Origin of the sequence: Arthrobacter pascens, assembly GCF_030815585.1 — a bacterium.
GTDB classification, from domain to species: Bacteria; Actinomycetota; Actinomycetes; order Actinomycetales; family Micrococcaceae; genus Arthrobacter; species Arthrobacter pascens_A.
Genome location: NZ_JAUSWY010000001.1, coordinates 4,541,685 through 4,563,289, shown reverse-complemented (window position 1 = coordinate 4,563,289; position 21,605 = coordinate 4,541,685). Strand labels below are relative to the sequence as shown.

Below are 21,605 nucleotides of genomic sequence, written 5' to 3'. Positions count from 1 at the left end.
CGGGGATGAATTGATTTCGTAGTTGAGCCGTCGGTCATCTTGAAGGTGCATTCGAGGGCCAAGGGAATGAACTTGTACTCCGCGATGGGCAGTGAGGGCCAGCCCTCGGGGTTATGAACAGTCTCGGCGGGCAGATGTTCGTTCAGACAAATTAGCGATATGGGCCCATTGCGGTCCAGTAGCCCTCGATCGATGAAACCCACCACTAGGAACCAACCTAGCGAAAGCACCACGGCGATAAGCGCCTGCCGATTTGCGGACCACTTTCGCTTCGGGGAGAGTGCAGTTGAGCAGTTTTTGAGATTTCCGTGTCCAAGTCCTCCCAGAGCCGGCGGTTAGGCTCCTGCGCACCCAAGTGCCCAGTGTCTCGGGCACATACTCAAGAAAAAGCACCACACTCTTCGACGCGTCCTTCATCGCGGTGACTTTCCTCTTAACCTGAGGCCAATGTGTCCCCCATTGGCGTTGAGGAATATAGCCGTCAAATTCACTGAGGTCTGTATTGCACTTCAGATCAACGACTCGCCACCCGAGTAAAAGCGGGAAGAAATCCACCGCTCCTGCCTGAACCCACTCGGAGGTCGCCTGATGTGCTGCCAATTCTCGTCCGACTCCGTGGGTAGGGCTTCCTATCCCGTAGTGGCAGACAAAGGGAAGCTGGACTCGGCTAGCAGTGACGGTTGGATCTCCCTCTTCCATGCTTGTCAGTGGGAGCTGTTTCACAAAGACAGTCGTTTCACTGATACAGATTGTCTTGGTTGTTCCGCCAATACCTACGCCAACCGGCTCAGCTGCATCAATAAGCGTCCGCACGCTGGCATCATCGAGCCCTGCGAGTACATCGGAGATACTTCGGGCTTTATCTGTACGTACCGTCATCACTACACACTAAAGGCGGGCCTTTGCCGCGCTTGGCGCATCAGTGCTCCTTCCACTGTTCCGCCCAAGGTTCCTCCAATGGAACGCCCGTCGTTTACACAGCGTAGGGTCGGTGCGATGCCGACAACGCTAGATCCGGAACTCCTCGAACGCCTTGAGGTTAGGATTGGGACCCATGAAGAATCCGTGCCCACAACTTGCAGCTAATGAGCAGTGAGCGACCATTTCCCCGTGAATCGTCCAACTACAGGCCAGGCGAGCCGCTCAGGTCGTGGACGAGTGGTGAGTCAGTTGCTCCGTTCGATGCTGAATTTGCCGTCGCTGCATCGGAGGCCCTTGATTCACTTCGGCGCCTTCTCGACGGCGATCAGCTCAGTGATGCGGACTTGATTGCGTTCGGCAGGCTCAATTCCTACTGTGTGTTGCGGTGGTATGAGCCACTGGTAAGCCTGATACGAGGTCCTGAAATTCCCCCCGAAGTGATTGAGTTCTTACGGGATTCCGTCCCTGGACTCGAACGCTAGATGGGTTACCAGCCTCGTGGACGCAGGACTGGAGCAATTGCTTGGTTAGGTGACCACAAAGGTTCGGCTAATCGGCACCAAGCGTGCGGTGATCGACCGGGCTTGCGGGGCGGTTTTGTGCGGACGGGCTGCGAGAAGGTACCGCTCACCGGATCAGACAGCCCGGCGGAACACCTTCACTTCCCAGGGCCTGAGCCGCAAGCCGGCGTCGGGCGGGTAGTTTCCCAGAACCTGGACCGCATCCCCCCAGGCGGGGACCCCGACGTCGGCCGTCCGGGCTGTCCCGGAAAAGTTGCCGAGCACCAGCAGTTCGGCGTCCGGCAGCGAGCGCTGGAAGGCGTAGACGTGCTCGTCGTCGGGAAGCAGCATGGTGAAATCCCCGTGGGCCACCACCGGATCGGTGTGGCGGAGGTCGATGACGCGGCGGTAGAAGTTGTACACGGATTCCGGGTCCTCCACCTGGGCCGCGGCATTGATGGTGTTGGTGTTCGGATTGACGACGATCCAGGGGGAACCCGTCGTGAAACCGCCGTGCCGGGTGGCGTCCCACTGGACCGGCGTGCGGGCGTTGTCCCGGTTCAGCGGCGCCAGGGCGGCCAGGACCTCGGCATCCGTATGGCCCAGGTGTGTGGTCGCCTCCCGGTGATGGTTGAGGACCTCGATGTCGCGGTAGTCGCTGATGGCACCGAAGGTCATATTGGTCATGCCCAGCTCTTCACCCTGGTAAACGTAGGGGGTGCCCCGGTGCAGGTGGAGGACGGCGGCGAGCATCTTGGCGGACACTTCGCGGTACTGCCCATCGTCGCCGAAGCGCGAGACGGCCCTGGCTTGGTCGTGGTTTCCCCAGTAGAGGCTGTTCCATCCCCGCTCGCCCAAGGCGTCCTGCCAGCGGCCCAGCGACTTCTTCAGGTCGGTCAGCAGGAGCTTTTTGGGCCGCCATTTGTTGCCGCCCTCCTGGTCGAGGGCCACGTGCTCGAACTGGAACACCATGTCCACCTCCTCGCGCGCAGGATCGGTGAAAAGTACGGCGTCCTCCACCGTAACGCCGGGCATTTCCCCCACCGTGAGCAGGTCCTTGTCCCTGCCGGCGAAGACCTCCTGGTGCATCTCCTGGAGGAACTCGTGGATTCGAGGCCCGCAGATGTAGTGCGGGCCGCCGTCGCCGTAGAGCATGCCGTCAGCCTTAGGCCCGTCCGGCAGGGCCGGGTCCTTGGAGATGAAGTTGATGACGTCCATCCGGAACCCGTCCACGCCGCGGTCCAGCCACCAGTTCATCATGTCGTAGACGGCGGCCCTGACCTCGGGGTTTTCCCAATTCAGGTCGGGCTGCTTCTTCGAGAACAGGTGCAGGTAGTACTCGCCGCTGGCCTGGTCGTATTCCCATGCGGGGCCGGAGAAGGCGGAGCCCCAGTTGTTGGGTTCGGCACCGGGCGTGCCTGGCTCAATCCCCCCGCGCGGTGTGCGCCACCAGTACCAGTCGCGTTTCGGGTTGTCCTTGGAGGAGCGGGATTCCTTGAACCACGCATGCTCATCCGAGGTGCGGTTCACCACCAGGTCCATCACCAGCTTCATGCCGCGGGCGTGGAGGCCGTCTAGCAGCTCGTCCAGGGTGTCCAGGTCTCCGAAGACCGGATCGATGTCCCGGTAGTCGCTGATGTCGTACCCGTTGTCGTCCTGAGGCGAGCGGTAGACCGGCGACAGCCAGACGACGTCGACGCCCAGGTTGCTCAGGTAGTCCAGCCGCCCGATGATCCCGCGGAGGTCACCCACGCCGTCGCCGTCGGAATCGGCGAAGCTGCGCGGATAGATCTGGTAGACCACGGCACTTTTGAACCAGTCCCGCCCCTGAGTGAGGGCCGGTTCGGGGTGGGTTTCCTGGCTGGTCATCGGTTCCTCCTGGTATGCGGCGCGGCGGGTGCAGGCCCAGTGAACGCTATTCTTCCGCGGCCCGCAAGGCCTTCCGGTACGGGACATCCGTCATAGGCATAAGCTACAAGCAGGACATCCCTTCCAACGCCGGGGAGCTAACCGTGGACACTGAAACCGCTGATGTCATCGATCACGATGTCACCACCATCACCTGCGTGTGCGGTAATACCGTCAGCCAGGACGGATTGATTCAGGCCAACTCACAGGGCATCCCCATTTTTATCGGCGAGAACATCCCTGTCCCTGCAGAGCTTGCCGAATGGCCCAAGGACGGGGAACTCTACACGCTGTGCCCGTCATGCGGCCGCGTCTGCCGTGACTCGGTCATCGAAGAGACAGGGACCGCGCCCGTTGCTTTCCGGGTCGACGTCACCGCCGGACCAATTGCAGAGGCAATCCGGGTCCATTGGAACCTCAGCACCTAGTCTCCCCGTGTCTGCTCAACCTTGGACGGCGGCTGCGGCGGCGGCTAGGGGGTCCAGGGGTTCGCGTCCGAGGATGTCCGTGATGTCCGACCGCGTCGAAGCGAGGAATCCGTGGGTTGCGGCAGAGTGGATGGAGATCAGCATTGGGGGCTGGAATGGCAGCAGTGCTGCGGAGTCCAGTGCCTTCCGCAGGTCGGTGAGTGTGCCCGGCCGGTACTCTGCCCCCAGTTCGTCGGCGACGTCCTGCGCTGTGATGGCTTTGGTTCCGACGAGATTGTAGGTTCTGCTCTGATGTTCTTCCGGGGTTTGGGCGATGATTGCCGCCGCCTCCGCGAGGTCATGACGTGCGACGGCGGCAACGCCGCCGTCGCCGAACGGGGCCACGATAACCCCGTCGCGCGGTGCCAGGAGCTGGCCGATCAACTCGGCATACAGTCCATTCCTCAGAATCGTCCACTGGACCGTTCCGTTCCGGAGGCGGCGTTCTGTCCAACGGTGGGCGAGGGCGAACCCCAAGTGATCGCCGGCGTCGGCGAGACTCGTATACACGATGTGCCGAACCCCGTCGCGTTCAGCGGCTGTGATGGCGTTCTCATGACGGTTGATGACGACGTCGTCTTCCGCGGTTCCGGCCGAGACCAGCACCAGCGTCTCCACGCCAGCGAAGCTGATTGTTCCGCTGTCGTCAAAGTCCATCACCCGGAGCCACGGGGTATCGATCGGATGGCGGGTTGCTCCGAGTGCAGGCACACCCGATTCGGAGAGGTGGCTGAGGATTGCTGCCGCCAGGTGGCCGGAGGCCCCGGTAACGAGAATCATGGGCATGCTCATTTCATTGGTACTTTTCGGTAACTAGACTCATCTTCCGTAACCGAACACGAACCCACAAGGAGGCACTTTGGCGTTAGGAAGCCACACGGAAGTAACCGCCGTACTGGAACCGTGCGGCGACGCCGGACATCCGGACTGCGGGATCCGGGACGTTCTGGACCGCATCGGCGATAGATGGTCGGTGCTGGTCATCGTGGAACTGGCCTCCGGCACCAGGCGCTTCAACGAACTGCAGCGCGCGATCGACGCGATCTCCCAGCGAATGCTGACCCTGACAGTGAGGCGTCTCGAACGCGACGGCCTGGTCATTCGCACGGTCTACCCGACAGTCCCCGCCCAGGTCACCTACGAACTCACCGAAAGGGGAAGGGGCCTCACCCATCTGGTCAAACAGCTCGCAGATTGGTCGCTGGAACACAAGGCCGCCATCGGAGCATCGCGCAAGCTATACGACCTGGAGAACCCCGAAAACGTCATCCGCTAAAGTAAACGGCCAAGGACCTCAGTGATGGGCGTGCAGATCCTCTTTGAGCCACAGTGTGTCGCCCTCAACGCGGTCTAGCTCATCCGAGGCGAGATATGCGTGGCCTGTGAACAGACCGGACCTGTCGATCTTCACGTAGCCGATCCGCAGGAGCCTCTCCGCGGTATGGCGGGGCAGTCCGGAGGTCTCTGCGAAACCGTTGATCACGGTGCCGACCAGGCCTCCTGTTTCGGGGTCGGTCTGGCCGTCCGAGGTCACTGCCTCCGGATCACCCATCTTCAGGTCCTCGACCTTGCCGATCTTTTTCCCATCCGGCGCTACGACGTGCATTCCTTCGCGCACCTGCTCTATGACCGCCATGACGTTCCCCTTTCACGGATGCATCCCGCTGAATGCAAAACCAGTGTAGGCCTGACCGGCAGCCACTCATAGGGGCGGACGCTGCCGGTCGATGCGAATGCCGGTCCGCTATTTTTCGTCCGGGCCAAGGTCCGGCGCCGGCACTTCCAAGCCAGGCCGGATCACTTCCCTGCTTCAACGAACGAGGCACCGCTCGCGTCCGTTGCCACGCGCACAGCCTCAACCGCCGCCCGGACGCCGGCGCCGCCGAATCCAACAACCGCCACATAAACGCCGTCCACGGCGGGGCCGGACGTCCCCACCCAGGGCACAATCAGTCCGTTCCCCATAGGCTGCGGCTCCTCCCTGACGAAACTACCGGCGTCGTCGAGAGCCTCTCCCGCCCCGTCGAGCGGCACCACCACGCTGGTCAGCTCCGACGCCGGATCCAGCGGCCAGCCCCCGATCCGCAGGCGCGCGGGCGGGCAGTCAGCCATCCCTCGGAGTCGGACAATCCGCACCTCCACGGGTCCTCGGGTGACGGACGTGACCGTCACTTCCGGCCCCGGAGTTACGGGCCCGGCAACGCCGCCTCCGTGGTCCGGCCCGATGGTCTCAGGGATGGCGATCCAGTTCACGCGGCCACCGGAGGACCCCTCCAGCGTGTCCCCGGATGCCGTGAGGCCGTGCGATTCAAAGCCGGTCCGGTGGGTGAGGCAGCCGGCGTCATCCACCAGAACGACGGCGTTGTCCAGCGACTCGGACGAAAGGTCGGGGAAGGTGTGGGTGGAATAGCCCAGCCGGGCATAAAGGGCAGAGTCCGCCAGCCGGTCCCCCTGCCGGGCATGATCCGTGCCGTGGTTGGTGACCCGCACGATGCCGTCCGCCCGCGTGCCGTTAACCATCCAGCCCGGGGCCGCGATGAGCCTGCTCGTGTCGCCCCGCTCCACCGGCAGAGGCTCCTCCACCGCGGTCCACACACGGTGACCGGCCGGCAGCGCCAGGCCCAGCAATCCCTTGGAGGCCCAGTAGGGCGAGCCTGCGCCCGAGTAGGACTGCTTCATCCCGTTGAACTCGCCGTGCCAGCCGATGGAGAGCAGGCCATGCTCATTGATGGCGCCGTTGCGGGCAAAGTAGTCCAGCATCCCGGACGCCGCCCGCCGGCTGGTACCCGGCGAAAGCCTCGAATACCCGGAGAGCTCCCCCACCCAGAACGGCGCAGCGGCGGCGAAGCGGTAGATCAGGCTGCGTCCCTGGATAAGGGGCGAGCCGTTGGCACCCACCAGGTGTACGGCGTCATCGAGGTAGTCGGCCAGCCGGTCCCCGTCAAGCGTGCCGCGGGCCTTTACCCGGGGATCCCCGGGCGCCATCATGGCCCACAGCTGCGGATAGACGTGGAAGGCCCAGCCCACGTAGTGGTCGTAGGCGCGTTCCGGACCGTCGGCGAACCAGCCGTGGCCGCGGTAGAGGGAATCGTGGACCGCCAGCCCGGCCTCGATATCCTCCGCCGAGGACCTGCCGCCCACACTGGCCAGGAAGGTCTCGACGACTATCTGGAACCACACCCAGTTGATCGGCGGATATTCTTCCCCGATCACCGTCTCAAACCATGCGATGAGCTGGCCCTGGACCCGCTCCGGCAGCTTGTCCCACAGCTGGTCACGCGTCAGGGCCAGGCCGACGGCCAGCGACGCCGCCTCCACCTTGGCCTGGCCCAGTTCCCCGGGAGTGGGCCAGCGGTCCGGCGAGCGCGGATCCGTTCCGGCGTCCAGCCCCTGTGCGTACCACTCCGCAAGCCAGCCGGTGCCGCCAGGGTCCCCCGCCATCCGGAAAGATGCCATGAGGAAGGTGCGCGCGAAGGCTTCCAGGGAATCGCTGCGCGGACCGTAGGCGCTGTTGGCTCCGGGGAGGTGGATGTTGGCGTGGTCCGCCGTGGCGTGGCGGTGGGCGGAGCGCAGCAGGAAGTCGGCGTAGCCGCACCAGTGGTCCCGGGTGAGGCCGGTGTACGGTGAGAACTCCCGGTTTTCAGCAGGCAGATTCAGGGATGGGACTGTCATCTAGGGGTCCTGTTTCGTTGTGGTATCAGGTTGCGGGTATCAGGGTGAAGACGCCAGGCCGGCCTCGGCCGGGGTCCGCGGGCTGCCCAGCGACGATTCGCGGACGATGAGATCCGGGTTCAGCTGGATCCGGTGGACGGGACGTTTCCGGCCCTCCGCCAGCCGGGCGGTCACCAGCTGCACCGCGACCCTGCCAACATATTGCTTGGGGGGCCGGACCGCGGAGATGGCGGGCTCGGCAAGGTAAGCCACCTCGTCGTCGTACCCCACCACCGCCATCCGGCCTGGAACGTCCACCCCGCGGTCCACGCAATGCTGCACAAAGGCCACGGCCTGGGTATCGGAATGGACCAGCATGGCTGTGGTCCCAGTTTCCCGGCACAGCTCCAGGACCCGGTCAAAGTGCGCGGCGCGATCTCCGGCCACCACACCTGCAGAATCCTCGCTGATGGATTCCTCCAGCGGGATCCGCAGGGCGGCTATGGCCTGGCGCCAGCCTCGGACCACGTGCGAGCTGGTGGGGCTGCTGGAGTCGGTCATACAGCCGATCTTCCGGTGCCCCTCCTGCCAGAGGTGCCGGGTGGCCATTCCGGCGCCGAAGGCATGGTCCGTGGCCACCCACTCCAGCCGATGAGCGGGAATTTCCGCCGGCGAGCGCCGCTCCGCCAGGATCACCGGAATGGGCAGCGCATTGAGCCACCGCAGCAGGTCATGGCCGGCCTCCCCCGTCATGTCCGGGGCCACGATGAGGCCGTCGATGTTCTGCGTATCCAGCAGCGCCTGCACCTGCCGGCGGTTGTCCGCGGCGTCGTAACTGGAACCGCGGACCACAATCCTGGCCTGCTGCACCTCGGCCTCGGCACGTGCACCGCTGATCACCTGCGGCCAGTAGTAGTCCAGGGACGGGACCATCATGCCGATGGAGTACCGGTTCGCCTGGTGCTTGGCCAAGGACGCCGAGCGGTCCAGTTGGCTGGGCAGGGTGGCGCCTCCATGCACGCGCGACACAAGGCCCTCGTCCGCCAGGAGGTTCACATCCCGCCGGATGGTCAGCTCGCTCACCCCAAGCTCGGCGGCCAGGCCCCGGACGGTCACGGAACCATGGGCCCGCAGCTCCTCCATCAGCCGCTCGCGGCGCTGCAGCGAAAAGAGGGACCTTGCGGGCGGTTCCGGCGTCTGTTCAGGACTCATCAGGGGCCTCCACTGTCAGGGTGAACGCCCCGGCGGCGCTCATGGTTTGGGGCATCCGGAACCGGAGCCGGGTCAGTTTGCGGCCCCAGACATCACCCAGCAGGGGATCGTCCAGGAGCCATTCGTCCACGTGTGCGACGGTGTTAGCCGGGTTCCAGCGCAGCAGGACCCCGCGGCCGCCGGCGGCGTCTGGGATGCCGTCCGGACGGACGGTGGCCGTCCCTTTGGAGTCCAGATCCACGGTCCCGGCGAGCAGGTAGTGGATGTCGACGTCGGGCGTTCCGGCCCATGAGGCGGCGCCGGCCGCAGCCCCAAGATTCCAGCGGTCCTCAATCAGGACCCGCGCTTTTCCACCGCGCTGCCCGGCCGGCGGGGATGCAGGCTTCTCCAGCGACGCCGACCGAATCCAGCTGGAGGCCGGGCCCAGACCGTAGGCCGCCCCCAGTCCGAGGACCAGCCGCGGATCCTCCGGGGTTGGAACGTGTTCCACGGCTGCGGCGAACTCCCGTCCGGTTCCCTGTTCCAGGCCAAACGGAGCCGGAACGCTGTGCCAGGCGCTCTGCATCGCCCTGATGCCGTACCTGTCCGGGCCAAACGTCTGGGCGGTATAGGTGGGCTGGCCGGCGTCGGCGAGGAGCGGGACACCGTCCACGGCCACCACCACCGATCCGACGTCGCGGTGGTTGTGGTGTTCGCCGTTGTGCCCGCCTTTGGCGGCCAGTGCGAGGCCGTCTGTCCGGCCCGGGTTTTCCCGGACCAGCATGATCTGTACGGATTCCAGGTAGCTGAAGCCGGTGAGCGGCGGGGTCAGTGGTGCCGCAGCCTGCCCCTGAGTGCGGTGCCGCCGTGCGGCGTTCCCGTTCCCAGGCCGGTCCAAGAGCGCACGCAGCGTCCGGCCCAGCCCGTTTTCCACGCTGGGCCAAGCTGCCTGGAAGGCCACCGCATGCTGTGCGGCGTCCCGGTCCCCCAAGCGCTCACCCCATCGCCGGACCAGGTCCCAGGGGAGGCCGGTCCACGCCCTGGCCGGTCCGTCGGCTACGTTCAGGTACCACCGGTGGCCCAGATGCATGCGGTGCGGGAAGGCCAGGAGTTCGCGGACCACCGGGATGTCCGTGTGGAGCGTTCCCGCGGTGGCTTCTTCCAGCAGGGCCAAGGCCTCAAGGGCCCGCCCGGCACCGTTCCACCAGTAAGAGAAGCCCTCGTCAATGGCACCGTCTGCCGGAATTGAGGCGAAGAAGCGGTCCAGTCCTTCAATGGCGAGGGCCACTGTCTGCGCCCGGAGCCCAGGGTCATCCACCAGGACCACCGCGGCGGCAATGACGTTTGAGTGAATCCAGGGGTTCCAGTTGTGGACGTCGCCGTCCAGCCCCAGCCAGTGCCAGTCGTCGCGGTCCAGGAAAGGGCGGACCACGCGGTCCAGGACTTCCTCCCGGATCCGACGGCGGAGGCCGGGCGCGCGCTGGTCCAGCTGTTCTGCGAGGACCAGATCCAGCCAGGCCAGCTGCGCGGCCACTTCACCGGCACCCAGGTCCAGATACGGAGCCGACCGGTCGGGAACCACGTCACCCCGGCGGGTGTAAGCATCCTCATGGGCTGCCCAACACCAGGAACTCTGCTCGCACAGCAGGTATGCACCGTCGATGACCTCGTCCAGCCATTCCTGCGGGAGCGCGCTGGAGCCCGGCCCCCCGTCCGGCGTCCGCACATGCTCCTGGAACTGGGACAGGCAGGCCATCACCACGGCGCGCGTGAGCCGCTGCTGCCTGGCAGCCACCAACCCCTCGTAAGCCGTGCGGTTGCCGTCGCGGAAGTAGCGGGCATAGTGGGACAGCAGGGGCTGAGGCCAGGGCGTGCCCCGTTCCGCTTCTGCCTCGCTTTCCAGGGCTGCCACCGGGGCCGCACGGACGGCGGACCAACCGCCCTGCATCGCCGCCTGATGGATCGTCAACCGCTCACGGCCGCCGGCCAGCGTCCGCAGCAGTGCGTCCTTCCCGGTGTCACCCCGCCAGGCCGCCGCGAGGGGTCCTTGGAAGGTACCCCGGAACGAGCGGGCAGTCCCCTGCGTTCCGTCCGATCGTGCCGGGTCCGATTGCGCCGGGTCCGGTTCTGCGGAGTCTATTCGTGCGGGTTTCAGCTGGGCCGCCATCGGTGTCCGTCTTCTCAAAGCTCTCGCGTCCCGCTCGATGTTCGAATCTGAACGCATACGATCAAGTCTGTTTGATCTGATTGATTTCTTGTGAGTATGAGTATGTACTCTTTTCTGGATGTGACGCAAGACATGGAACGGCCGGGCATCCCGGCCGGACGACAAGGAAGGGACGGCCCAGGTATGCCGCGCAAGCCCACAGCGCTCCTGCTGATGAACCGCTCCACCATGAAGGACCAGTTCGATGCCACCCGGCTGGAACGGCTCGCTGGCCTCGTGGAACTCGGCGCCCCGGCCTGGACCGATTCCCTGGCTGACCCGGAGATCGCTTCGCTCCTCCCCGACGTGGAAGTCCTGCTGACCAGCTGGGGTGTGCCGCGGCTGGACAGCGAAGCATTGGACCGCATGCCCCGCCTCCGTGCCGTCTTCCACTGCGCCGGCACCGTGCGGTCCTTCGTGACGGATGAACTGTGGCAGCGCGGAATCCTGGTGACCACAGGGGCAGAAGCGAATGCCATTCCCGTGGCCGAGTTCACGTTTGCTTCCATCGTCCTGGCCGGCAAGAAGGCACAGGTCCTGGCGAACGCTTCCCGGATTTCCCGTGAGGACTGGTCCTATTCAACTGCCTACGGCGAACTCGGCAACATCGGCCGCACCATCGGCGTCGTCGGGTTCTCCCGGATCGGGAGGCGCGTGGTGGAGCTCGTCCAGCAACTCCAGGATGTCACCTGCCTGGTTGCGGACCCCTACGCGGAGCCTGCCGCCGTGGCCGCCGCCGGTGCACGGCTGGTGACGCTCGAGGAGTTGATTCCGGCCTCCGACGTCGTCACTATCCACGCCCCCGCCCTGCCTGAAACCCGGCACATGATCGGCGCGGCTCAGCTCGCAGCCATGAAGGACCACGCCACCCTTATTAACACGGCGCGGGGCTCCCTGGTTGACACCCATGCCCTGGAGTCCGCCTGCGCCACAGGCCGCATCCACGCGATTCTCGATGTCACCGAACCGGAACCGCTGCCCGCCGGCTCCGTGCTCTACGACCTGCCCAACGTGGTGATCACTCCGCACATCGCAGGATCCCTGGGCACGGAAACACGCCGCATGTCGGACGTCGCCATCAGCGAACTTGAACGGTACCTGGCAGGCAAGGACCTCACGGCCGAGGTCCTTGCAGAACATCTGGACCTCATCGCGTAACCATCCCCGCTTCCAACCAACACCGCCGCAGCAGCGGCGGATCCGAACCCCTCATATAAGGAGATCCGCAATGAAGCGCACCACTCTCGCGGCGATAGCCCTCGCCGCAACCGCCAGCCTCGGCCTGACCGCCTGCGCGGGTGCCGCCGGTCCGGCGGAAACTGCCGATGCCGGCGGAAAGACCACGCTCAGCGTTTCCGTCTGGAACTACGAAGGAACGCCGGAGTTCAAGGCACTGTTCGACGGCTACGAAGCAGCCCACCCCGACGTAAACATTGAGCCGGTGGACATCCTCGCCGATGACTACCCCCAGAAAGTGACCACCATGCTCGCCGGCGGTGACACCACGGATGTGCTCACCATGAAGAACGTCACTGACTACTCCCGCTACGCCAACAACGGCCAGCTCCAGGAGATCAACAGCGTGGTGGACTCCCTGGACAAGGACAACCTCGCCGGGCTGGATGCCTTCGACCTCGACGGAAAATACTTCGCGGCGCCGTACCGGCAGGATTTCTGGCTGCTCTATTACAACAAGGACCTCTTCAAGGCCGCCGGGCTGGATGAACCCAAGAACATCACGTGGGACCAGTACGCCGAGCTCGCCAAGAAACTCACAGGGACCGCTCCCGACGGCAAAAGGGTGTACGGCACCTACCAGCACTACTGGCGCTCAACAGTCCAGGCCATCGCCGCAGCGCAGAACGACGGCGATTTGATCGGCGGGGATTACAGCTTCGCCAAGGACCAGTACAACATGACCCTGGACCTGCAGAAGAGCGGGGCCATGCTGGACTTCGGCACCGCCATGAGCCAGAAGACCAGCTACCGGTCCATGTTCGAAACCGCGCAGACCGCCATGATGCCCATGGGCTCCTGGTACATCTCCGGCATTGTGGCCGCCAAGCAGGCCGGCAAGACCACCGTGGACTGGGGACTTGCCCAGTTGCCGCAGAAGTCCGCAGGCGGGGACACCACAACCTTCGGCTCCCCCACGGCCTTCGCGGTCAACAAGAACGCCAAGCACTCCGACGAAGCCAAGAATTTCATTGAATGGGCCTCGGGTGCGGAGGGCGCCAAGGCTATCGCCAAGATCGGTGTGGTTCCCGCCCTGCAGACGGCCGACGTGACCGCCGAGTACTTCAAGCTGCCCGGCCTGCCCACGGACGAGCTCTCCAAGGCCGCCTTCTCCCCCGACAAGACCGTCCTCGAAATGCCGGTCAGTGACAAGTCCGCGGCAACGGACAAGATCCTCACCCAGGAACACGAGCTGGTCATGGTGGGCGAGCGCTCCATCGACGATGGAATCGCCGAGATGGGTAAGCGCGTCAAGGACGAAGTCCTCAAGTAATGGCTACAGACACCATCAACCCCACTCCCCTGAGGAGCCAGGCGCCGGGCACCCGCAGGCAGGGCAACCGCAAGCAGGGCAACCGCAAGCAGGCGCGGCGGAACACGCTGATCGGCTGGACCTTCATCCTGCCGAACTTCCTGGGCTTCCTTGCTTTCACACTCATTCCCGTGCTGGCGGCCTTTGCGCTGGCCTTTATGGAGTGGACTTCGTTCAGCGCACCAAAATGGGTTGGCCTGGCCAACTTTGAGCGGATGCTGGGCAGCGACTCCTTCTGGGTGGCGCTGCGCAACACCCTGCTCTACGCCCTCGGCCACGTGCCACTGACCTTGGCTCTGGCACTCATCCTGGCCATGCTCCTGAACCGCAAGCTCAAGGGCATCGGCTTCTTCCGGGTGGCCATCTTCTTCCCCTACATCACGTCCCTGGTGGCTGTTGCCGTCGTCTGGAACATGCTGTTCAGCCCGGACAGCGGCCCCATCAACCAGTTCCTCCAGTTCGTCGGCGTTGCCAACCCTCCGGGCTGGACCTCCAGCTCGGACTGGGCCATGCCGGCGGTGATCCTCACCAGCGTTTGGCGGGACATGGGCTACTACATGATCCTGTACCTGGCCGGTCTGCAGGCCATCCCCACCGAGCTGTATGAGGCCGCCGAAGTGGACGGCGCCAGCGCCTGGCAGCGCTTCTGGAACGTCACGCTGCCGTCGCTGCGGCCTACCACCTTCTTTGTGGTGGTGATGCTGACGGTATCCAGCTTCAAGGTCTTCGACCTTATTGTCGTGATGACCAACGGCGGGCCGGGCCGGTCCACCACGGTGCTTTCACAGCTGATCTACCAGGAGGGCATCGGCGAAGGTAAGTTCGGGTACTCCTCGGCCATCTCGCTGGTCCTTTTCCTGATCGTCCTCACCGTGACTGTCCTGCAATTCAAACTCCAGCAACGGAGGGAACGCTGATGACCAACCTGACTGAAGACCTCAGGGCCGAGGTGGCCCCTGGCGGCACGGCCGGCCATGAACGTGGCCTCGCTGAACGCCGGAGCCTGCGGGCGCGCAGGGCGCGCACCGTCAACGTGGTCATCTACGCCGTGCTGGTGGTGTTGGTGGCAGCACTCCTGGTGCCGTTCCTCTGGATGCTGTCCTCCTCGCTGAAGGAGAACAACCAGGTGTTCACGGTGCCCATCCAGTGGATTCCCGAGGAATTCGTCTGGAGCAACTATTCGGACATCTGGACCCGCATCCCCATGATGGGGTACCTCCAGAACTCGCTGTACCTCTCCGTGATCATCACGTTCCTGCAGGTCCTCACCGGCTCCCTGGCTGCCTATGGCTTCTCCAAGATCCGCTTCCCCGGCCGGGACGTGCTGTTCCTGGGCTACATCGCCACCATCGCCGTGCCGTGGCAGGCGTACATGGTGCCGCAGTACATCATGATGCAGCAGCTGGGACTGACCAACAGCTTCAACGCCCTGATCCTGCTCCAGGCCTTCGGCGCCTTCGGAGTCTTCCTGATGCGGCAGTACTACATGACCATCCCCGATGAGCTGTGCGAAGCCGCGCGCATCGACGGCCTCAGCGAGTACGGCATCTGGGCCCGGGTCATCCTGCCGCTGTCCAAGCCGGCGCTGGCCAGCCTTGCCCTGCTGACCTTCGTCAACACGTGGAATGACTACATGGGGCCGTTCATCTACCTCACGAGCAACAGGCTGTGGACGGTCCAGCTGGGACTCCGGTCCTTCGTGGGCCAGTTCGACGCCGAGTTCGCCATGATCATGACCGGCTCCGTCATCTCCGTTGTGCCCATCCTGATCATCTTCCTGATCGGCCAGCGGTACTTCATCCAGGGCATCGCAACGAGCGGGATGAAGGGGTGAGCACCGCGCGCCAGCATACCATGCAGCCGCTGCGGCGAACGTGGCAGGGTCCGGGCTTTGAGACGTTCGGGAGCATCTTCGGCTTTGTTTATGCGTTTCTGGCCGTCAACTTCCTGCTCGCGGCGGCAAACGCACCCCTGCTTCTGGGCCTGGCCCTGGTGGCTGACCCGGTGGCGGCCTGGCCGTTCTTCCTGCTCCTGTCCGTGACGGTGGCCCCTTCTTTGGCAGCGGCTTTCGCCGCGTTCCAGTCCCTGAAGGAGGCGGAGGGACCGGCCGTCAGGCCGGTTGCAGCCTTCCTGCTCGGCTACCGTCATTCCTTCCGTCGGGCCGCCCCGGCAGGTCTGGCTGCCGTCGCGGCGGTCGGCTTCCTTGGCATAGACCTTGCCATCGTGCAGGTGATGCCGGCAGCCGCCGTGCTGGTGCCGCTGATCGCGGTGGCCCTGACCGCCGTCGTCTGCGTTGCAGTGACTGTCCTCGCGGGAATGGTCCTGCTGCCTCAGGCCAGGACCCGTGCCATCCTAAAAGCGTCACTGTACCTGGCGGTCCAGCGCTGGTACCTGAGCCTGGCGGCCCTCGTGCTGCTGGGAATCATCGTGGCGGCGGTGCTGGTCCAGCCGGTCATCGGGGTGGCATTGGCCCCCGCCCCGCTGCTCTTTGTGGTGTGGAGCAACGCCGCCTTCGCGTTCCAGGCGGCCTTGCAGGAGGCCTGACCGGGAACGAGTGGCCAGCGGAGACAATCCGTGCCTCGTCCGCTGCGTGTCTGCCCTGCCTGCCTGTGAAAAGATCAACCATGCGTGCAATGCAGTACTCGAGCAAACTCCAGAACGTCCGCTACGAGCTCCGCGGGCCAATCCTCCAAGCCGCCAAGAAAATGGAAGCCGAGGGTCACCGGATCCTCAAGATGAACCTGGGGGACACTGCGCCGTTCGGAATGGAAGCGCCCGAATCCGTGGTGGTGGACATGATCCACCACCTGAGGGAGGCCCAGGGTTACAGCGAGTCCAAAGGTATCTTCTCGGCCAGGACAGCCATCTCGCAGTATTACCAGACCCGGGGCCTCATGCAGATCGGTGTCGAGGACATCTTCATCGGCAATGGCGTGAGCGAGCTCATTTCCATGTGCCTGCAGGCGTTTATGGAAAACGACGACGAAATCCTCATCCCGGCGCCGGACTACCCGCTGTGGACAGCCGCCGTTACGCTGACCGGCGGCAAGCCCGTGCACTACCTCTGCGACGAAGACGAGAACTGGTGGCCGGACATGGCCGACGTCGAGGCAAAGATCACCGGCCGTACCAAGGGGATCGTGATCATCAATCCGAACAACCCCACGGGAGCGGTGTATCCGCGGCACATACTGGAGCAGTTTGCCGCCCTGGCCCGCAAACACCACCTCGTCCTGTTCTCTGATGAGATCTACGAGAAAGTACTCTACGAGGACGCCGAGCACATCCACACGGCCTCGGTGGCGGAGGACGTCTGCTGCCTCACCTTCAGCGGGCTCTCCAAGGCCTACCGCATGCCCGGGTACCGCGCCGGCTGGGTGGCCGTCACGGGTCCGCTCACGGCGACTTTGGGCTACCGCGAAGCACTGGAGCTACTCGCGTCACTGCGGCTTTGCCCCAACGTCCCCGCCCAGCATGCAATCCAAACCTGTCTGGGCGGCTACCAAAGCATCGACGCGCTGGTCAGGCCCGGCGGCAGGTTGCGCGAACAGCGCGATCTGGCGTTCACGCTCCTCACGGCAATTCCCGGCGTCACGTGTATCCCCGCAGCGGGAGCCATGTACCTCTTTCCGCGCCTTGATCCGGAGCTCTACCCCATCACGAGCGACGAACAGTTCGTCCTGGACCTGCTCCAGGACCAAAAGATCCTCGTCTCCCACGGTTCGGCATTCAACTGGCCCCAGCCGGACCACTTCCGTTTTGTTATCCTCCCGTCAGTGCTGGACATCGAGGAAGCCGTGGGCAGGATCTCCACTTTCCTGGCGGCGTACCGCAGCATTACGGACTAAGCACGTTGTTGGCGGGCAGTCCGTGCATCCGCGGCGGCGATGAGCTTCTCCGACTCCTGAAGAACTCGGGCAGCCGCCGCCGAACCGGCCACAACTGTCTGTCCCCTGGACTTGAGCCGAACCTCATGTGCGGCGCCCGCCCGTGCCCCGGGGTAGAGCCCGGGCTGCTTGTTTGCCGTGCCGTCCGCGGCTGACAGCCGTCCCAGCTCCTGGTCCTGGATCCCCAACGCCAAGGCACTCATCAGCTCCGCATCCTCGGACGTGGCCAGATCGCTGCCGATGAGCTGGACCAGGACCCGCATCCCCGCGAGGCGGCGTTCGGGATCGGCGTCGTTCAGGGCCGAGTCGATGGCCCACTGCGCGCGTTTCCACCATTGGTCCCGCCTGTCCGCGTGGGCCTTCTGCCGGTACGTCAGATAGGCCACCAGGACCACGCCGAACGTGGCCAGCGGTGCAACCGCGGCCACGCCCAGCACGGCAGTCCAGACCACCTCACCGATCTCCATGCCACTACCTTAGGCGGCACCGCCACGGTCGAAGTGGTTCACACACTCGCCCTGGTTCCCGAACACCGGGAGGGTGCTGGCGGCCCAGCCGCCGTTCTTGCACCCGTCCTTCGAAGAGAGGACCACATGGAAGTCAAAATCCACGCGGTACACCTTGACGGTTCCGTCCGGGGCGGCAACCGTGACAGCGGCCGACGGCGATCCGGCCGTGGCCTGCTGTACCGTCACCTTGGCATCCGTGTCCAGCGGGCTCGCTGCCACCACCGGGAAGGGGTCGCGGGTGGTCAGGACCCGGTAGTCCGCCGTCCCCGTGCTGAAACCGGGCACGTCCTGCTGGTTGACCATCAGTCGGCCCAGGCCGGCAACGCCGGAGTCGGCCAGCCGCGAACCGGAGATGGCCACCTCCGCAACCTTGGTGTACGACCCCGTGGTCACCAGGACGACGCGGATCCCGCGGGTGGTGACGGGATCAAACGAAACCGTCCGCGCCGCCGTCGTACTTAGGCCAGCGACGGTCCCGGCGGTGGTGTCCTTCCACGCTCCGCCGGCGTCCTGGTACTGCACCGTGAAGCTTTGCGCGGCTTTTTCGGCGAGCGACACCGTCACCGAATCCACCCGGTATTCCCGACTGAAGGCGTAGGCCAGGCTGTCGCCCGCCCGCCCGCTGCCCACCCAGTTGGACCAGCGCGTGGCGGCGTTGCCGTCGCACGTGTTGGCGGCCGTGTAGCCGCCTTCCGTGAAGCTCGCGGTAACCAGAGTCGAGGTGTCGTCCCGGCAGATGTTGCTGCTGGTTGTCCGGCCCACCACAATCACGGTCAGGACGGCGGGCAACGGATTCTGACCTGCCACGCCCGGCGTGGCCGTACCGGTCACCGTGACGGTACCGGCGGACCGCAGAGCGTCGGCCGTCAAGGTGCTCCAGTCCCAGGCCACGGGCAGCGCGTTCCTGGCCGGGCCGGTGCCGATCTGCCCCGGGACGGTGGCCGGAGCGGCGGCCTGCACTTCCGCGACGGATGCGCCGCTGCCGGCTGTTACGGACACTGGATCGGTGGCCACATAGTCACCCACGGTGACCACCAGCTCTGCGTCGTCAAACGCCCTTCCGTACAGATCCACGCCCGAACCGCGGAGGGTCACGGTTCCTGCCTTACCCCACACCGCCGGATCCACGTCCTCCCACTGGACGGCGATGGGCCGTCCGGCGCCCTTCGCGTAGAGCGGACTGACCGTTTCCGGCAGGGACGGCACGACGCCGGTGGGCGTGCTGAGCTCCGTCCGTTGAGTCCCCAGCAGCACCAGGTCCTTGAGGTCCTGGAAAGCCCACGCCTGGTGGGCGCTGCCCCGGGCGGTGCCGGTGGTCCCGGCGGACGAAGCCAGTCCCACCGCCGAGCCGGAGCCGGTTTTGCCACCGGCCGGCTGCAGGGCAATTGCTGCCGCGGCGCTTACGAGTGACCACTGGTTCCCGTTCTCGGTGGTCACAATCCACTGTGCCGAGGGCTGGCGCCTGGCTTCGTCAAGGCCCGTGGCCGACAGGGAGGTGGCACCGGCCTGGCTGCCGTTGAGTACGCCGCCGGTGCCGGTGAGCACCGAGCCGTCCGCGTTCGTGACCACCCAGCGCCGGTCATGCGAGTGTTCACCTGCAGCTTCACGCTCAGAGCCAGCGGCATGGAACGTCCAGGTCTGGGCAGCAGTGGCCGCAGCGGTTCCGGCGGGGTCCTCGATGGTCACGGCGGAGCCCGGCTGGCCCGTGAGGACCTTGCCGCTGGCTTCCCCCGTGAGGTGGTAGCTGTGCCCGTCCTTCACCGGCGCGGCATCTTCGGCCACACCGCTGACGCCGTCCACGAGGAACGTCACCACGGACGCGGCGGGGATTTCCAGCGTGGCAGTCTTGGCCGCACGGTCCACGGCCACCGGAGTCCCCTTCACCAAGGCGTTGCGTTCGATGTCCTCCAGCGGCGATTTGGTGGTGACGACCGGCGTCACCGTTGCCCCCTCGGCGATGTTGGCGAAGTTGGCCAGGTTCACGGTCACGGTCTCGGCCGCGGCGGTGTCATTGAAATGCACCAGCGTGGCGCCGTTGCCGTCTGCCCGCAGGGCACTGGCGGTCTTGGCGTTGTCGTTCTGGATAAGGAAATCGCCGGGGCGGATGTAGTGCGTGAAGTTCCGGGTGGTGTTGTACTTCTGGTTGGTCAGGATCTTGCACTTTGCGTCCTCCGCAGCGTCGCCGTCGTTGAACCGGCGGTTGGAGAACCCTTCCCGGCCTTCATAATTGCAGTCGAAGTCGACGTAGATGGAGCCCCAGCCCCCGTTTCCATGTTCCTGCTTGTAGGTGTCCTCCACCGGCTGCCAGAACACCCACCCACCCGGTTCCAGCTCGCGGAGGTCGTCCACCATGCGTCCGGCGATACCCAGGCCGTTGTTGATGTTGGAGCGGTCCCAGGCGCCGGTAGTATCGCCGAGGGCCGGGTTTCCTGCCCACGAACCGCCTACTTCACTCATCCACAGCGGTTTGTCCTCGGCCTTGGCCAGGTCACGCACACGGCGCCGGTCCCCTGTGCCGTACGTGTGGACGTTGAGCTGGCCCACGGCGTTCTTGGCTTCCCGGCTGTAACTGTTCCAGTTGGTCATGAACTTCCCCGGATCGGTCTCGTCCATGGCCGAGATGACGGCTCCGGTGCTGGTCTCCGGCTTGGCGAGCTCGGCCGCCAGGTACTTGGTGACGCGGTCCTGCGCCGCCGGATAGATCAGGGCACCCTCCTGCTTCTGCGTGTAGGAGGTGGGCGGTTTCCCGGTGGCGGTGTCGATCGCGGTTCCCCAATACCCGGAATTGGGCTCGTTGAAGGGATCGATGGTGTCCACCTTGATGCCGGAACCCTTTTCCAGGAGTTCGACGGCGTTGGCCATGTAGGCGGCGAACTTCTGTTCCGCCTGGGGCAGCAGGTTCTCACCCTTGCTGGAGTTGACCTGCCCGGAGACGTAGCCGCTCTTAGTCATGAACCACGGCGGCGAATTGCTGAAGGCCTCCCAATGGGTGATCTGCTGGTCAGCGGCCAGCCGTTCCACCCACCAGCGCTGGGTCCGGTCCGCATCCGGGTTGTAGGAGGACGGATCATCCGGGTTCCACTGGTTCAGGAAGGCCAGCTTGTTAGCCTGTGCAGGGTCCACCGAGCCGTCCGGGTTGTACAGCCTGGACTGGACCGCTCCGCTGGCCGGGTCAGTCACAGGATTCCACCAGCCCTCCACTGCGCTGCCGTCATTGAGGTAGCCGGCTACGTCGGAGGCGTTTCCGCCGCCCACGTTGTAGCGCGCGATATTCAGGTTCAGGCCGTTCTCGCCAAAGACCTTCTGGTACAGCTCTTCGCGGATTTCGTCAGAGTAGCCACCGGTGGCGTTGGCGAACCAGACCAGGCTGGTCCCCCAGCCTTCGAATGCCTCTCCCCTGCTGGCGGGGTTGGGCGTGATGGTGACCGGCGTGGCGGAGGTTTCCGCCGCGTTCGCTGTCAGGCCAGACGCCAGTGCCAGCCCTGCGGCGGCCGTCGCCGCCGCGGCGGCCATGGCGGCGCACCGCCTGAAATTGCCCTCGAATAGCACCATTGCTGAACCCTTCGTCGTCGAAAGTGTGGGAGGCGCCCCGGGCGTCGGCCGCCTAAGGGGTGGCCGGCGCCATCCCGTGCGCTCCGTGCCGACGCTATTCGACGCATTCAGGCCCCACAAGGGAATCAATCACGGACGCACAGAACCGACCATCATCGATCATTGACTGGTGGCGGAAACAGAGGCGGTTCAGAGAACTAACCGGCCCCTAACCGTCGGGAAACGAAGGCGCAACATTGCCCGGCCACACTGGAAGTGCCGGCAA

Annotated in this window: 16 protein-coding genes; 8 read left to right on the top strand and 8 right to left on the bottom strand. The window is 65.1% G+C overall.

Translation table 11 applies throughout. From position 1 onward, the window contains the following. Positions 1 to 1,556 precede the first annotated feature (1,556 nt). Positions 1,557 to 3,290 carry a glycoside hydrolase family 13 protein gene (locus tag QFZ30_RS21150; protein ID WP_307079671.1) on the bottom strand — a complete coding sequence of 578 codons (1,734 nt, stop codon included), beginning with the start codon at positions 3,288 to 3,290 and terminating at the stop codon, positions 1,557 to 1,559. A 143-nt stretch (positions 3,291 to 3,433) separates the two neighbouring features. Here QFZ30_RS21150 and QFZ30_RS21145 point away from each other — a divergent pair, with 143 nt between their 5' ends. Continuing rightward, positions 3,434 to 3,757 carry a hypothetical protein gene (locus QFZ30_RS21145; RefSeq protein WP_307079668.1) on the top strand — a complete coding sequence of 108 codons (324 nt, stop codon included), beginning with the start codon at positions 3,434 to 3,436 and terminating at the stop codon, positions 3,755 to 3,757. Between the two features lie 15 nt (positions 3,758 to 3,772). On the opposite strand, the gene QFZ30_RS21140 is transcribed toward QFZ30_RS21145, so the two are convergent. Then, on the bottom strand, positions 3,773 to 4,576 hold the full coding sequence (locus tag QFZ30_RS21140; RefSeq protein WP_307079666.1) for an NAD(P)H-binding protein: 804 nt from the start codon (positions 4,574 to 4,576) through the stop codon (positions 3,773 to 3,775). A 79-nt stretch (positions 4,577 to 4,655) separates the two neighbouring features. Here QFZ30_RS21140 and QFZ30_RS21135 point away from each other — a divergent pair, with 79 nt between their 5' ends. Beyond that, positions 4,656 to 5,072: a winged helix-turn-helix transcriptional regulator gene (locus tag QFZ30_RS21135; RefSeq protein WP_307079664.1), complete on the top strand. Its 417-nt coding sequence runs from the start codon at positions 4,656 to 4,658 to the stop codon at positions 5,070 to 5,072. 18 nt (positions 5,073 to 5,090) lie between these two features. Here QFZ30_RS21135 and QFZ30_RS21130 read toward each other — a convergent pair whose 3' ends face one another. The 4 genes from QFZ30_RS21130 to QFZ30_RS21115 form a co-directional block, all read right to left on the bottom strand. Then, positions 5,091 to 5,432, bottom strand: coding sequence for a hypothetical protein (locus QFZ30_RS21130; RefSeq protein WP_307079662.1), 342 nt, complete (start codon positions 5,430 to 5,432; stop codon positions 5,091 to 5,093). A 161-nt stretch (positions 5,433 to 5,593) separates the two neighbouring features. Next, complete coding sequence (locus tag QFZ30_RS21125) at positions 5,594 to 7,468, bottom strand: DUF2264 domain-containing protein (RefSeq protein WP_307079659.1); 1,875 nt, start codon at positions 7,466 to 7,468, stop codon at positions 5,594 to 5,596. 39 nt (positions 7,469 to 7,507) lie between these two features. Beyond that, positions 7,508 to 8,659 carry a substrate-binding domain-containing protein gene (locus QFZ30_RS21120; RefSeq protein ID WP_307079657.1) on the bottom strand — a complete coding sequence of 384 codons (1,152 nt, stop codon included), beginning with the start codon at positions 8,657 to 8,659 and terminating at the stop codon, positions 7,508 to 7,510. Continuing rightward, complete coding sequence (locus QFZ30_RS21115) at positions 8,649 to 10,862, bottom strand: heparinase (protein WP_307079655.1); 2,214 nt, start codon at positions 10,860 to 10,862, stop codon at positions 8,649 to 8,651. The genes QFZ30_RS21120 and QFZ30_RS21115 overlap by 11 nt, the downstream gene beginning before the upstream one ends. Before the next feature lie 126 nt (positions 10,863 to 10,988). On the opposite strand from QFZ30_RS21115, the gene QFZ30_RS21110 reads away from it, so the two are divergent. From QFZ30_RS21110 to QFZ30_RS21085, 6 genes are all read left to right on the top strand, one after another. Continuing rightward, positions 10,989 to 12,002, top strand: coding sequence for a hydroxyacid dehydrogenase (locus QFZ30_RS21110; RefSeq protein WP_307079653.1), 1,014 nt, complete (start codon positions 10,989 to 10,991; stop codon positions 12,000 to 12,002). 70 nt (positions 12,003 to 12,072) lie between these two features. Beyond that, a complete protein-coding gene (locus QFZ30_RS21105) occupies positions 12,073 to 13,353 on the top strand; it encodes an ABC transporter substrate-binding protein (RefSeq protein ID WP_307079651.1) in 1,281 nt (426 codons plus the stop codon). Further along, a complete protein-coding gene (locus QFZ30_RS21100; protein WP_307079649.1) occupies positions 13,353 to 14,309 on the top strand; it encodes a carbohydrate ABC transporter permease in 957 nt (318 codons plus the stop codon). Before QFZ30_RS21105 ends, QFZ30_RS21100 begins: the two co-directional genes overlap by 1 nt. Further along, positions 14,309 to 15,226, top strand: a complete 918-nt coding sequence (locus QFZ30_RS21095) for a carbohydrate ABC transporter permease (RefSeq protein WP_307079647.1) — start codon at positions 14,309 to 14,311, stop codon at positions 15,224 to 15,226. The genes QFZ30_RS21100 and QFZ30_RS21095 overlap by 1 nt, the downstream gene beginning before the upstream one ends. Beyond that, a complete protein-coding gene (locus QFZ30_RS21090) occupies positions 15,223 to 15,936 on the top strand; it encodes a hypothetical protein (RefSeq protein ID WP_307079645.1) in 714 nt (237 codons plus the stop codon). Before QFZ30_RS21095 ends, QFZ30_RS21090 begins: the two co-directional genes overlap by 4 nt. Before the next feature lie 80 nt (positions 15,937 to 16,016). Beyond that, a complete protein-coding gene (locus QFZ30_RS21085) occupies positions 16,017 to 17,240 on the top strand; it encodes a pyridoxal phosphate-dependent aminotransferase (protein WP_307079642.1) in 1,224 nt (407 codons plus the stop codon). On the opposite strand, the gene QFZ30_RS21080 is transcribed toward QFZ30_RS21085, so the two are convergent. Then, complete coding sequence (locus QFZ30_RS21080) at positions 17,237 to 17,746, bottom strand: hypothetical protein (RefSeq protein ID WP_307079640.1); 510 nt, start codon at positions 17,744 to 17,746, stop codon at positions 17,237 to 17,239. The two genes, QFZ30_RS21085 and QFZ30_RS21080, sit on opposite strands and share 4 nt — an antisense overlap. Positions 17,747 to 17,755: 9 nt before the next feature. After that, complete coding sequence (locus tag QFZ30_RS21075; RefSeq protein WP_307079638.1) at positions 17,756 to 21,340, bottom strand: discoidin domain-containing protein; 3,585 nt, start codon at positions 21,338 to 21,340, stop codon at positions 17,756 to 17,758. Between the last annotated feature and the right edge of the window lie 265 nt (positions 21,341 to 21,605).

Bases quoted from the DNA above. Each gene is read 5' to 3' on its own strand.
- QFZ30_RS21150 (WP_307079671.1), bottom strand. From the start codon at position 3,290: ATGACCAGCCAGGAAACCCACCCCGAACCGGCCCTCACTCAGGGGCGG.
- QFZ30_RS21140 (WP_307079666.1), bottom strand. From the start codon at position 4,576: ATGATTCTCGTTACCGGGGCCTCCGGCCACCTGGCGGCAGCAATCCTC.
- QFZ30_RS21130 (WP_307079662.1), bottom strand. From the start codon at position 5,432: ATGGCGGTCATAGAGCAGGTGCGCGAAGGAATGCACGTCGTAGCGCCG.
- QFZ30_RS21125 (WP_307079659.1), bottom strand. From the start codon at position 7,468: ATGACAGTCCCATCCCTGAATCTGCCTGCTGAAAACCGGGAGTTCTCA.
- QFZ30_RS21120 (WP_307079657.1), bottom strand. From the start codon at position 8,659: ATGAGTCCTGAACAGACGCCGGAACCGCCCGCAAGGTCCCTCTTTTCG.
- QFZ30_RS21115 (WP_307079655.1), bottom strand. From the start codon at position 10,862: ATGCGTTCAGATTCGAACATCGAGCGGGACGCGAGAGCTTTGAGAAGA.
- QFZ30_RS21110 (WP_307079653.1), top strand. From the start codon at position 10,989: ATGCCGCGCAAGCCCACAGCGCTCCTGCTGATGAACCGCTCCACCATG.
- QFZ30_RS21105 (WP_307079651.1), top strand. From the start codon at position 12,073: ATGAAGCGCACCACTCTCGCGGCGATAGCCCTCGCCGCAACCGCCAGC.
- QFZ30_RS21100 (WP_307079649.1), top strand. From the start codon at position 13,353: ATGGCTACAGACACCATCAACCCCACTCCCCTGAGGAGCCAGGCGCCG.
- QFZ30_RS21095 (WP_307079647.1), top strand. From the start codon at position 14,309: ATGACCAACCTGACTGAAGACCTCAGGGCCGAGGTGGCCCCTGGCGGC.
- QFZ30_RS21085 (WP_307079642.1), top strand. From the start codon at position 16,017: ATGCGTGCAATGCAGTACTCGAGCAAACTCCAGAACGTCCGCTACGAG.
- QFZ30_RS21080 (WP_307079640.1), bottom strand. From the start codon at position 17,746: ATGGAGATCGGTGAGGTGGTCTGGACTGCCGTGCTGGGCGTGGCCGCG.
- QFZ30_RS21075 (WP_307079638.1), bottom strand. From the start codon at position 21,340: ATGGTGCTATTCGAGGGCAATTTCAGGCGGTGCGCCGCCATGGCCGCC.